This window comes from Streptomyces sp. NPDC101194 (genome assembly GCF_044767885.1).
Taxonomy (GTDB): Bacteria; Actinomycetota; Actinomycetes; order Streptomycetales; family Streptomycetaceae; genus Streptomyces.
The window spans coordinates 72,552-83,417 of sequence record NZ_JBIWOS010000018.1; the positions used below are offsets into that span (position 1 = coordinate 72,552).

Annotated in this window: 13 protein-coding genes and 3 pseudogenes; 8 read left to right on the forward strand and 8 right to left on the reverse strand. The window is 68.4% G+C overall.

Annotated elements, in window-relative coordinates; all coding sequences use genetic code 11:
• Positions 1–17: 17 nt before the first annotated feature.
• Positions 18–116: pseudogene (locus ACIRP2_RS37985) on the reverse strand (IS5/IS1182 family transposase); the annotation flags it as partial.
• Between the two features lie 10 nt (positions 117–126).
• Positions 127–1,065: a GlxA family transcriptional regulator gene (locus ACIRP2_RS37990; protein WP_404258338.1), complete on the reverse strand. Its 939-nt coding sequence runs from the start codon at positions 1,063–1,065 to the stop codon at positions 127–129.
• A gap of 195 nt (positions 1,066–1,260) precedes the next feature.
• Between ACIRP2_RS37990 and ACIRP2_RS37995 the strand changes: the two genes are divergently transcribed.
• Genes ACIRP2_RS37995 through ACIRP2_RS38015 form a run of 5 tightly spaced genes read left to right on the forward strand, consistent with a single transcriptional unit; the run spans position 1,261 to position 3,563 of the window.
• Positions 1,261–1,950: a DJ-1/PfpI family protein gene (locus tag ACIRP2_RS37995; RefSeq protein ID WP_404258340.1), complete on the forward strand. Its 690-nt coding sequence runs from the start codon at positions 1,261–1,263 to the stop codon at positions 1,948–1,950.
• 50 nt (positions 1,951–2,000) lie between these two features.
• Positions 2,001–2,318, forward strand: a complete 318-nt coding sequence (locus tag ACIRP2_RS38000) for a hypothetical protein (protein ID WP_404258341.1) — start codon at positions 2,001–2,003, stop codon at positions 2,316–2,318.
• Positions 2,315–2,785 carry a DUF2269 family protein gene (locus ACIRP2_RS38005; protein WP_404258342.1) on the forward strand — a complete coding sequence of 157 codons (471 nt, stop codon included), beginning with the start codon at positions 2,315–2,317 and terminating at the stop codon, positions 2,783–2,785. The genes ACIRP2_RS38000 and ACIRP2_RS38005 overlap by 4 nt, the downstream gene beginning before the upstream one ends.
• A 2-nt stretch (positions 2,786–2,787) precedes the next feature.
• On the forward strand, positions 2,788–3,084 hold the full coding sequence (locus ACIRP2_RS38010) for a DUF3817 domain-containing protein (RefSeq protein WP_404258343.1): 297 nt from the start codon (positions 2,788–2,790) through the stop codon (positions 3,082–3,084).
• On the forward strand, positions 3,081–3,563 hold the full coding sequence (locus ACIRP2_RS38015; protein WP_404258344.1) for a DUF6010 family protein: 483 nt from the start codon (positions 3,081–3,083) through the stop codon (positions 3,561–3,563). Before ACIRP2_RS38010 ends, ACIRP2_RS38015 begins: the two co-directional genes overlap by 4 nt.
• Before the next feature lie 59 nt (positions 3,564–3,622).
• On the opposite strand, the gene ACIRP2_RS38020 is transcribed toward ACIRP2_RS38015, so the two are convergent.
• The 5 genes and pseudogenes from ACIRP2_RS38020 to ACIRP2_RS38040 form a co-directional block, all read right to left on the reverse strand.
• The gene (locus tag ACIRP2_RS38020) at positions 3,623–4,036 is read right to left on the reverse strand and encodes a hypothetical protein (protein WP_404258345.1); all 414 of its coding nucleotides are present in this window, start codon (positions 4,034–4,036) and stop codon (positions 3,623–3,625) included.
• Complete coding sequence (locus ACIRP2_RS38025; protein WP_404258346.1) at positions 4,033–4,536, reverse strand: hypothetical protein; 504 nt, start codon at positions 4,534–4,536, stop codon at positions 4,033–4,035. Before ACIRP2_RS38025 ends, ACIRP2_RS38020 begins: the two co-directional genes overlap by 4 nt.
• 2 nt (positions 4,537–4,538) lie before the next feature.
• Positions 4,539–5,975: pseudogene (locus ACIRP2_RS38030) on the reverse strand (molybdopterin-dependent oxidoreductase).
• 35 nt (positions 5,976–6,010) lie between these two features.
• Positions 6,011–6,895: an aldo/keto reductase gene (locus ACIRP2_RS38035; RefSeq protein ID WP_404258353.1), complete on the reverse strand. Its 885-nt coding sequence runs from the start codon at positions 6,893–6,895 to the stop codon at positions 6,011–6,013.
• An 11-nt stretch (positions 6,896–6,906) separates the two neighbouring features.
• Positions 6,907–8,412 (reverse strand): MFS transporter, encoded by a 1,506-nt coding sequence (locus ACIRP2_RS38040; protein WP_404258347.1) that lies wholly within the window; start codon positions 8,410–8,412, stop codon positions 6,907–6,909.
• Positions 8,413–8,695: 283 nt separating this feature from the next.
• Here ACIRP2_RS38040 and ACIRP2_RS38045 point away from each other — a divergent pair, with 283 nt between their 5' ends.
• The 3 genes and pseudogenes from ACIRP2_RS38045 to ACIRP2_RS38055 all read left to right on the forward strand — a co-directional run bounded on the left by ACIRP2_RS38045 (position 8,696) and on the right by ACIRP2_RS38055 (position 10,516).
• A complete protein-coding gene (locus ACIRP2_RS38045) occupies positions 8,696–9,592 on the forward strand; it encodes a helix-turn-helix transcriptional regulator (RefSeq protein WP_404258348.1) in 897 nt (298 codons plus the stop codon).
• 26 nt (positions 9,593–9,618) lie between these two features.
• Positions 9,619–9,768 (forward strand): annotated as a pseudogene (locus ACIRP2_RS38050) (aldo/keto reductase); the annotation flags it as partial.
• 229 nt (positions 9,769–9,997) lie between these two features.
• Entirely contained in the window at positions 9,998–10,516 is a 519-nt protein-coding gene (locus ACIRP2_RS38055) for a hypothetical protein (RefSeq protein ID WP_404258349.1), read from the forward strand.
• Here the strand turns inward: ACIRP2_RS38055 and ACIRP2_RS38060 are convergent.
• Complete coding sequence (locus tag ACIRP2_RS38060) at positions 10,513–10,728, reverse strand: DUF6233 domain-containing protein (protein WP_404258354.1); 216 nt, start codon at positions 10,726–10,728, stop codon at positions 10,513–10,515. The genes ACIRP2_RS38055 and ACIRP2_RS38060 overlap by 4 nt on opposite strands.
• Positions 10,729–10,866: the final 138 nt, after the last annotated feature.

Below are 10,866 nucleotides of genomic sequence, written 5' to 3' on the forward strand. Positions count from 1 at the left end.
CGTTTCAAAAGTGCTGGTCACAGCCATTCGTTGATGGCTGCGACCAGCACGGTCGCCTCGTAGCGGACCGCCAACTTGTCGTACCTTGTGGCCACCGCTCGGTGCCTCTTGAGGCGAGTCGCTGGTTCAGCTGAAGGTGCGTCGGTAGGTTTGTGGGCTGACGCCGGTGGTGCGTTTGAAGCGGTCGCGGAATGTGGTAGGTGAGCCAAAGCCGACCTGGCCGCCGATGCGTTCCACGGAGTGATCTGTGGTTTCCAGCAGGTGCTGTGCCTGGCGGATGCGGGCCCGGTGGAGCCACTGGAGCGGGGTGGTGCCGGTCTGGTCGCGGAACCGCCGGATCAGGGTCCGGGTGCTGGTCCCGGACTGGGCGGCGATGTCGCCCAGTGTGAGGTCGCGGGCCAGGTTTTCTCTCAGCCAGGTGAGCAACGTTTCCAGTTCGGAGCCCTGCGGTGCGGGGGTGTGGTCGTGGACGATGAACTGCGCCTGGCCGCCTTCGCGTTCGAGGGGCATCACCGATAGGCGGGCGGCGTCGGCGGCGACCGCTGAGCCGTAGTCACGGCGGATCATGTGCAGACACAGGTCCAAGCCCGCGGCCGCGCCAGCGGACGTGAGGAACTGGCCGTTGTCGACGTAGAGGACGTCCGGGTCGACGTCGACGTCTGGGTGGAGGGTGGCCAGGAGCCCGGCCGCGCGCCAGTGGGTCGTGGCGCGCAGCCCGTTGAGGAGCCCGGTGGCGGCCAGGGGGAAGGTGCCCGTGCAGACGGAGGCGATCCGGGTGCCGTCGTCTGCGGCCGCCCGCACTGCGTCGTGTACAACCGGGGAGAGCGGGGCCGTGGGATTTGTGACGCCCGGCACGATGATCGTGTCCGCGTCGCGGAGACCCTCCATGCCCCAGGGGGCACGCAGGGCGAAGGCTCCAGCGTCGACATCGTCGCGCTCGGCGCACACACGGACCTGGTAGCCGGGCCGCCCGTCGGGTAGGCGAGTCCGCGAGAAGACCTCGATCGGTGTGGTCAGGTCGAACGGGATCACCTGGTCTAGCGCGAGAACAGCGACTGTGTGCATGGCAAGAATTTACCTCCTCACCGCTCAGTGCAGTAGGGCTGAAGTCTGGGAATCCCCAGTTCAAAGCGCACCCAGGGCCTTAGAAGTTGCGTGGCAATTTTCCGTTGAAGATTGTCGCTCATGCCACTGGGTGGACCGAGCGAGAGGAGGTTGACTTCGAGGCATCGGAGAGAAAACGATCCCGAAGGAACGTCAGTGCACATCCAAGTTGTCTTGTTCGACGGTTTCGACCCGCTCGACGTCATCGCCCCCTACGAGGTGCTGTACGCCGGCGGCATGGCATCGGAGGGCGCAGTGACCGTTGAGCTGGTCTCCGCAGAGGGCCCCCGAGAGGTGATCAGTGGCACCGGAGGGCTGGCGCTGCGCGCTGCAGGCGCCATCGACCTGGAACGGGCGGACATGCTTCTGGTGCCCGGCGCCTCCGGCCGCGTAGGCGAACCCGGTGAAGTTCCGGATCAGGAGATAGGCGGCGGCGAGCGGAAGCAGGACGAGTTCATCCCGGTACTGCTGGGCCGCACACTGACCACCGAACTCCCCGCACTCCTCAAGCAGGCGATGGACGACCCGGACATCACGGTCGCCACCGTCTGCGGTGGCTCCCTCGTCTTGGCCATGGCGGGATTCCTGGAGGGACGTCACGCCACCACCCATCACCTGGGCTTGGACATGCTGGACGCCACCGGCGCCTACGCGATTAGCGCCCGTCTCGTTGACGACGGGGACCTGATCACCGGTTCCAGCGTGACCTCCGGCCTTGATCTGGGCCTGTACCTGCTGGAGCGCGAGGTCGGCCCTCGCATCGCCCACGCCGTTGAGGAGCTGTTCGCCCACGAGCGGCGTGGCACCGTCTGGCGCGCTCAGGGAACCGTCCCCGCCGCTCTCTGACCCTCCCCCCGCCTCTCACCACCAATCCGCACAGCACAGTCAGGAAGAACATGTCCGTCGAAGGCACCTGGGACCTGTCCATCTCCACCCCCATCGGCAAGATGAAGGCCGTCGTCGAACTACGCGGGCAGGATGCTGTTTTGACCGGCGTCGCCCATGGAGCCGGCGAGGAAGTGCCGCTCGGCGACATCGCTCTCGATGGCGACCGCCTCACCTGGAAGCAGACCATCACCAGGCCCATGCGGCTCAACTTGGCGTTCGACGTCACGGTCGACGGCGACACCCTCCGAGGCACCTCCAAGGCCGGCCGTCTTCCGTCCTCGAAGGTCACCGGCGAGCGCCGAACCACCCCGGTGCGCCAGGCGTGAACAAGGTCCTCCTGTCCTTGCACGTCCTGGCCGCCATTATTGCGATTGGCCCTGTCACCGTCGCCGCGAGCATGTTCCCCGCGACGCTGCGCCGCGCCCTCGGCGATGTCGGTGCCGGCGACGCTCCGACGACCCTGCGGACACTGCACCGCATCTGCCGGGTCTACGCCGGCATCGGTATCGCTGTCCCCGTCTTCGGCTTCGCCACGGCCAGCAGCCTCGGTGTCCTCGGCGACGCGTGGCTGATCACCTCGATCCTGCTGACCGTGCTCGCCGCGTGCGTCCTTGCCCTGCTCATCCTGCCCGGCCAGGACCGCGCCCTGGCCGAAGTGACCGGTTCCCCCGAGCCATCGACGCCGCCTCTGCGACCGGGCCGACTCGCCATGCTCACCGGCGTCTTCAACCTGCTGTGGGCCTCCGTCACCGTACTGATGATCATCCGCCCTGGCTCCACCACGGGAGTGTGACCATGCGCCTTCGGTCTCCGCGTCATCTGCGCATCGCCGCTCACACTGAGCTGGTCTCACTGATCGTGCTGCTGGCCAACGTGTTCACCGTCCACCTCAAACCCATCTCGTCCCTGATGGGCCCCGCTCACGGCTGTGCCTACCTGTTCGTCGTGACCGCGACATGCCGCATCAAGCAGGCCCCGGCCGCCGCGAAGGTCCTGGCCCTTGTCCCAGGGGTCGGCGGGCTGCTCGCGCTACGACAGCTCGACCGCGTCGACACGACCCGCGCCCAAAGAGAAGAAGTCCTCTCCTCATGAATCTTGTGTCACCGGTGATCACCGGCATCATCTACTGCCTGCTGATGTCCCTGATCAAAGAACCGCACCGACGCCGCTTCAACGCGATGATGGTGGGCGGAGCCGGCGCTGCCTATCTGAGCGGGGGCGGATTCGGCCCGTGGGAACTCCCCTTCGTCGCGTTCATGACCTACGTCGCCTACCGCGGTCTGGAGTCCTGGACTTTCATCGGCATCGGCTGGCTGCTCCACACGACCTGGGACGTGGCACATCACCTGAAGGGCAATCCGATCCTGCCCTTCTTCCACGACTCGTCTCTGGGATGTGCCATCTGTGATCCGGTCATTGCCCTGTGGTGCTTGCGCGGAGGACCTTCCCTCATCGCACCCGTCCGCCGGTGGTTCAGGCCCAGCCGGACAGGGCACCCGGCGCACCACCCCCTGCCCCCCGCGACCGGACCACACCGGTTTGATGGGCAGGCTGGGATTCGGAAGACCTGATCTACGTCTGGACGCGGCTCGACGACACGAGAGGATACGGAAGAAGTCCGGGGGGACATCTACCGCGAGCGCTGTTGGCAGTCAGGGTGGATGCTCTCTGAACCAGGCGCCGGGGCTGTAGCCCACTGCCAGTGGCCGCCGACGAAATCGTCGGCGGCCACTGGCATCCGCGCGCTCGCTGGCTTTCCCTCAGCAGGGCCGCGGACGCCGTCGACGCCGAGCGCGAAGACTTCGCGACCCAGGAGTGCCCGGCAATGCCGGCCCGGTCCGCAGCCGACGTCGAGAACGGGGCCGACGCAGCGATTGAGCACTGATTCGTCGGCCACGGTGGGATGCGCGTACCAGCGATGCACAGGCATCCGGATCCGGCATCCGTCCGCCAGCCGCAGGTACACCGGCCCGTGGCCGGTCCGCAGGGCGAGCGCATAGAGGTCTCCCTCGGCGCAGGGCGAGCCGTCCTTGTCGGTCGTCACGATGCAGCGTCGTGACCTGGTGCAGGTCGTTCCTCGTCGGCGCGGGCGATCCGGCGTACGCGGCGGAGCTTGAGAGCGAAGGTCACGGCGGAGGCGGCGAAGAGCACGGCGGTGATGGCCAGCCACCGGCCGAGGTAGACATCCATGGACAACCCTGTGGCACTCGGGTAGGGGGTCGGCAAGGCGAAGATGAGGGGGAACCAGACGAGCAGGAGCACACCGCAGAGAAAGGTGGGCACGCGCAGGTAGTTGATCCACGGTGGTTGTGGCATGCGGGTGGCACGATGCCGCAGGACAGCATGTGCCGACAGGTCAGCGAGCGAGTACAGGGGCAGCAGGATCAGGTCGTGGAGGATCGCCGCGCCGACGAACCAGATCGCGACCTCGAGCGGGCGGACGGCGAACAGGCGCACCATGGCGTAGCCGGTGATCGCGAACGAGGCGATCAGGACGAGAAGGTGGAGGGGGCCGGAGCCGTACCAGCGGACGAAGCGTGCCATGGTCACGTCCTGAAGGTGAGCCGTTGTACCCACTTGGTGTTGTTCACGCCGGGGTTGGCCGGGACGATGACGCGGGCTGGGTAGCCGTGGTCGAGCGAGAGGTCCGCGCCGTTGACGTGCAGGGCGAGCAGCGATCGAGGGTCGTGGATCTGGTTGCCTCGCAGCACCACCGAGGTGTAGGGGCCGCGTGGTTGGACGGACTCCACCAGGACGCTTCCGACGGCGGGGAGGCCCGCCAGGGCGGCGAGGTCGGCCAGCCGAAGGCCGCTCCACTGCTGGGTGGGGGTGGATCATTCTTCCACGCAGGCGATCGGCAGTGCGGCGGCATGCTGGGGCATCGCGAGGAGTTGTGCGCGGGTGAAGACGAGTATCGGACCGGGGCCGTGGATCTCCAGCCGCCAGCCGGGGCCGACGTGCGCGGGGGTGACGCCGACGGAAGCTGCCGTCTTGTTGATCTGGGAGCTGTTCGGGCCGCTGCCCGGAGTACGGTTGTGCGGCGCGAGAAGGGCGGTGCTGCGCAGTCGGCCGCCGATGCTTTGTCCTGCGGTGACCACAAGGAGGAGCAGCGATCCGCCCCCCACCATGGCGAGCGCGCCTCGCCGGGTCATCGTCGGCGGCGCGGGAGCGGTCGGGACCAGGCCGTCGCGGTCGGGGGGTTCGGGCCGTGTGTGGGCGAGGTCGGTGCGCAGTTCCGCGGCCAGGCTGCGGGAGCGCAGGGCACGGGTCATCCGTCCGAGTCTGAGGCTCACGTGAACGACGAAGGCGGCGATGAACACCCAGGCGCCGTAGAAGTGCAGGGTGTAGAAGGAGCCGGGGAAGACGTAGAAAAGCTGGATGTTGATGATGTCGGTGACGAATTCGAAGATCACCCCGCCGACCAGCATGAGCAGGGACAACCGTTCCAGTCCGTGGGCGACGGAGCGGACCGGCAGCCACTCGAACAGCTTCGGGATCACTGACCACAACTTGGCCAGCAGTACGGGCACGAGGACCACGCCGAGCGTCACGTGCACGCCCTGGGTCAGTCGGTACAGCCAGTAGGGACGGGTGGGCCAGGCGAAGAGGTAGAAGCCCAGCAGGCCCTTGTCCGGGGTCTGGTCGTTGGTGCGGCCGAGTCCCGGGTTGTAGGAGGAGTAGGAGAGCATCCCGGTGACGAAGATCAGCGGGATGCCGATGCCGACCAGGTCGCCGACCTGGTGGCGGGTGACGGCGGAGCCGGTTTCGGTGACGCGGCCGACGATCTCGTGCCCGGGCACGAGCGGGCTGATCGGGAGCGGGCCGAAGGAGCCGTCGACGAAGTTCATGTCGGAGTGGCAGATCCCGCAGTACAGGATGTCGAGCCTGACGTCGTGGGGGCCGACGTCACGGCGCTCGATGGTGACGGGGGCGAGCGGCTGGCCGGCCTCGTGGGCGCCGAACGCGCTGACGGTGGTGGGCACTGTGGTTCCTTCGTGCAGGTCGTACGGGGTGAAGGTCAGGCTTCGGGGATGGCGCGGCCGTAGGCGGCGAGGGTGACGTTCTCGGGCTCGGGACCGCCGCGCCGGCCGGTCTCCAGCGCGTCCAGCGCGGTGAGCTCGTCTGCCGTGAGCTCGAAGTCGAAGACGTCGATGTTCTCGGCGATCCGTGCGCGCCGGGTGGACTTGGGGATGACCGAGCGGCCCTGCTGGAGGCCCCAGCGCAGGAGCACCTGGGCGGGGCTCTTGCCGTGCGTCTCGGCGATGGCAGTGACGGCCGGGTCCTGAAGGACGCTTCGGCGGTCCTCGCCGTAGCCCGGGTAGAAGGTGATGCCCCCGATGGGGGACCACGCCTGGTTGAGGATGTGGTGCCGGTCGTCGAAGTCGAGCACCTCGCGCTGCTGGAAGTAGGGGTGGATCTCCAGCTGGTTGACCGCCGGCACGACGGACGTCGCATCGAGCAGCGTGGTCAGGTGGTCGACCATGAAGTTGCTGACGCCGATCGCGCGGACCTTGCCGTCGGCCAGGAGCTTCTCCAGGGCGCGGTAGGCGGCGAGGGTCTTGTCGAACTCGGACGGCAGCGCCTGGTGCAGGATCAGCAGGTCGATCTGGTCGACGCCGAGCTTTGCGGCGCTCTTGTCGAAGCCGTGCAGGGTCTCGTCGTAGCCGTAGTCGCTGATCCAGATCTTGGTCTCTACGAAGATCTCGTCGCGGGGCACCCCGGAGTCGCGGATGGCCTGGCCGACCTTGCGTTCGTTGCCGTAGGCGGCGGCGGTGTCGATGTGCCGGTAGCCCAGCTTCAGCGCGGCCGTGACCGCGGCGATCGTCTCGTCGGGCGGGGTCTGGAAGACACCGAGTCCCAGGGCGGGCATCTCGACGCCGTTGTTGAGGGTGAGGGTCTGCAGCACGTAGTCCTTTACTTGCGGGACGCCCGTGCGGGCACGATCAGGGTGAGGACGGCGGCGACGGCCAGGGCGAGCAGGACGGCAGAGCCTGTCAGCGCGGTGGCGGAGCGGGCCGCGATGTCGGCGGCCGCGTGACCGGTGGATACGGTGGCGGCCACGGCCGTCAGGATGCTCAGGGCCAGTGCGCTGCCGATCTGGTGCACGGTGTTGACCAGGCCCGAGCTGGCCCCTGCGTCCTCAGGGGAGACGCCGTCGACGCCGCTGGAGGTCATCGGGGCCAGCGCCAGGCCCTGGCCGGCGCCGATGATCACCATGGGCAGGGCCACGCCGGTCAGGTAGGGGGTGTGCAGGTCCAGGCGGCTCAGCCAGGCCATGCCCACGGTTGTCAGCACGACCCCCGCGGCCAGGACCCGGGGCCTGCCGAACCCCTCCAGCAGCCGGGGCACGCGGACGGCGAAGACGAAGTTGACCAGCGTCATCGGCAGGAACGCGAGGCCAGCCTGCAGAGGCGTCCAGTGGTAGACGCTCTGCACGAACTGCGCGGTGAAGAAGAAGAACCCGATCATCGCGCCCATGTAGAGCATCCGGGTGACGTAGGCGCCGGACCGCTCGCGGCTCGCGAACAGCCGCAGCGGCACGATCGGCTGCGCGGCCCGCCGCTCCACCGAGACGAACAAGGCCAGCAGTACCGCGCCCGTTGCGAGGGGGAGCAGGGTGGCCGGTGCCGTCCAGCCGTGGTCGGCCGCGTCGACGATGCCCAGCACCAGCGCGGTCGATCCCAGCGTCGCCAGCAGCGCCCCGGCCACGTCGAACCGGCCGCCGCGACGCTCGGTTTCGGGCAGGAACCGCACCGCCACCACCATCATCACGATGCCGATGGGGACGTTCAGGAAGAACCCGGCCCGCCACGAGATCAGGTCCGCGACCAGACCTCCGACGACCAGCCCGAACGCCGCGCCGAGGCCGGCCACTGCGCTGTAGGCGGCCATGGCCCGGTTGCGGGCTTGGCCTTCCGCGAAGCTGCGCGTGAGCAGGGAGAGCGCGGACGGGGCAAGAACGGCGGCGCCGACGCCCTGCAGCGCCCGGGCCGCGATCAGCCACCAGGCGCTCTGGGCGGCGCCCACCAGCAGCGAGGCCAGCGAGAAGACCACCAGCGAGTACAGGAAGACCTTGCGGTGGCCGAAGAGATCACCGGCGCGCGCTCCCAGGAGCAGCAGCCCACCGAAGACAAGTACGTAGGCGTTGGTGATCCACGACAGGCCCGTCTCGGAGAACCCCATGTCGGAGCGGATCTGCGGCAGCCCGGTGAACACGATCGAGTTGTCCAGGATGACCATGAAGTAGCTGATGCAGATGATCGCCAGGATCAGCGTCGAACGGGCCGGGCCCCCAGAGGAACGCCGCGCCTGGCGGCGCGGGGCAGTGGTCCTGCCGCCGCTCGGCCCGCCCGGACGGCTTGAGTCGGCGACATCCCCGGCGGGGGCGCCGGGGATGTCGTGGGTGGCTGCTGTGCGCACGGTCTTCCTCGCGTCGATCGGGAGTGCGGCCCGATCCCGGGCCGCCCGTCTGTGGGCTTCTCCCAGGTAACGGCACCTCGAGGGGGCAGTGGGAGTCACTGCTCTTCCAGGTACTGGCAGTACCTCGCAGGCCTGTCCAGGCCGACCTACCGTGGAGGAGCCGGCACACCGAGCAGACCGACCGGGAGGAGTGCGCCGTGCCCCTCTACTCGAGGTCAGGTCCGGCCCGGCGGCCGACGCGACCAGCCCGGTCAGAGCCGGGCCCCCACACCAGGAAATGAGCATGACCGACCACACCAAGAAGGACGTGGCCGCCGAGGTGCGGGAGTTCCTCAGCACCCGGCGAGCCAGGATCACCCCCGAGCAGGCCGGGCTGCCGGTCTACGGCGGGAACCGTCGTGTCGCGGGGCTGCGGCGTGAAGAGGTCGCCCTGCTGTCAGGCATGAGCGTGGATTATTACGTTCGTCTGGAGCGCGGCAACCTCGCCGGCGCCTCGGACTCGGTCCTCGAAGCGCTCGCGCACGCCCTGCAGCTCAACGAGGCCGAACGCACCCACCTCTACGATTTGGCCCGCGCCGCCAGCCCGTCCGGCCGGCGGCCGGCGGTGACCTCCTCGCGCGTCCGGCCGACGATCCTGCGGCTACTCGACTCGATGACCGGCGTGCCGGCGTTCGTCCGCAACGCCCGCTTCGACATCATGGCCGCCAACGCCCTGGGACGAGCGCTGTACGCGCCTTTGTTCGACTCACCGCTGTTCGCGCAGCGCGGGCCGGTCAACAGCGCCCGCTTCCTCTTCCTCGACCCCGCCAGCCAGGATTTCTGGGTCGACTGGGACAAGGGCGCCGACGATGCCGTCGCCTTCCTGCGCACCGAGACGGGCCGCGCGCCGCACGACAAGGCCCTCACCGACCTGATCGGCGAACTGACCACCCGCAGCAGCGACTTCGCCCGCAGGTGGGCACGGCACGACGTGAAGTTCCACCGCTCCGGGTTGAAGAACCTCCATCACCCGCTCGTCGGCGATCTCTCACTGCCCTACGAGGCGATGGAACTGCCCTCCGACCCCGGCCTGCGCCTCAACTTCTACACACCCGAGCCGGACTCACCCGAACAGCAGGCCCTGAACCTGCTCGCGAGCTGGACGACCACCGGCACGGTCGTGCCCTCCGGCAACGACTGACCCCCATGAAAGAGGAGAACCACTCCATGCAGTACCGACCGCTGGGCCGTACCGGCGTCCAGGTCGGCCCGCTGTGCCTGGGCGCGATGATGTTCGGCCCCTGGGGCAACGAGGACGAGACCGGCTCCATCCGGGTCATCCACCGCGCCCTTGACGCGGGCATCAACTTCGTCGATTAGAGCCATCGCGGTGGCCCGTTCCATCTCGGTCTGGCGGTTGCGGATGAGCCAGTAGGCCAGACGCTGCAGTAGCTGGACGCTCTGGTGTTCGGTGAGCTGAACGCCATCCGGTACATCGATGCTGCGCTCAAGGTCGCGGCGCACCCGTCCTGCGCAAAGCCCGCGCCGGCACCACCCGCACCCACCTGCCGCTCACCGTCCTCGACCCGCCGCGGACCAACCCCCGATGACCCCCCACGGAAATCCGGCCCCGCTGGCACAGGCCCGCCGCCGCGACAGCATAGACAAACGACGCCGCGTCCTGACCGCCATCGAACGCCTTGAACACGACGGCACCCCCATCACCCACACCGCCGTTGCCCGCACCGCCGGCGTATCCACCTGGCTCACCTACGCCGAAGGCCTCCGCGAACACGTCCGAGCCGCACAAACCCGCCGCGACCACTACCGCGAAGCGCTGGAGGAGCTCATCGCCGCGAAGGCTGAGGGCAAGGCCCCACCCGAGCCAGCCGAGGAAGGGGAAGGTGCGCCCGGCGGTGTCATCGACCTGATGGCCGCTCTGAACGCCTCAGTGAAGAAGGCCAGGGAATCCCGCGGCGAGGGCGAGCACATCCACGAGATGAAGCCCCGCAAGAAGGCGGCCGCGAAGAAGGCCCCGGACAAAAAGACCGCAGCCAAGAAAACGTCGTCAACGAGCAAGACCGCGGCGAAGAAGGCCGGCGCCCGAAAGCCGAAAAGTGCTTAGGCGAGCCCCGCATCGGGTTTGCAGATCTGGCACGCCTCAATGTCCGGTTCTTTCAGGGCGATGATCGCCTCCTGCCGGTTGATGAACCCGAGCTGGGCGCTGTACAAGGCGCAGCCTCCGCGGTGCAGCATCGCCGTCTCACCCGACCGCTTCGGCTGGATCTTCCACGACTGCTCAGCCCGCGCCCGCTCCCGGACACGTTGCTCCTGCAGTTCCTTGACCTCAAGCTCCCGTTGCTGGAAGTGAACGAAGCCAGGGAGTGCGTGGTCGTTGTGGTCGCTGCGGCCCGGGCAGAGTGCCGGGGCCGCAGTGAGGGCTTGCGGCGACGGGTGTTACTGCTTGGCGGTGGG

Coding starts and splice junctions, on each gene's coding strand:
- ACIRP2_RS37990 (WP_404258338.1), bottom strand. CDS start 1,065: ATGCACACAGTCGCTGTTCTCGCGCTAGACCAGGTGATCCCGTTCGAC.
- ACIRP2_RS38000 (WP_404258341.1), top strand. CDS start 2,001: ATGTCCGTCGAAGGCACCTGGGACCTGTCCATCTCCACCCCCATCGGC.
- ACIRP2_RS38010 (WP_404258343.1), top strand. CDS start 2,788: ATGCGCCTTCGGTCTCCGCGTCATCTGCGCATCGCCGCTCACACTGAG.
- ACIRP2_RS38015 (WP_404258344.1), top strand. CDS start 3,081: ATGAATCTTGTGTCACCGGTGATCACCGGCATCATCTACTGCCTGCTG.
- ACIRP2_RS38025 (WP_404258346.1), bottom strand. CDS start 4,536: ATGGCACGCTTCGTCCGCTGGTACGGCTCCGGCCCCCTCCACCTTCTC.
- ACIRP2_RS38045 (WP_404258348.1), top strand. CDS start 8,696: ATGACCGACCACACCAAGAAGGACGTGGCCGCCGAGGTGCGGGAGTTC.
- ACIRP2_RS38055 (WP_404258349.1), top strand. CDS start 9,998: ATGACCCCCCACGGAAATCCGGCCCCGCTGGCACAGGCCCGCCGCCGC.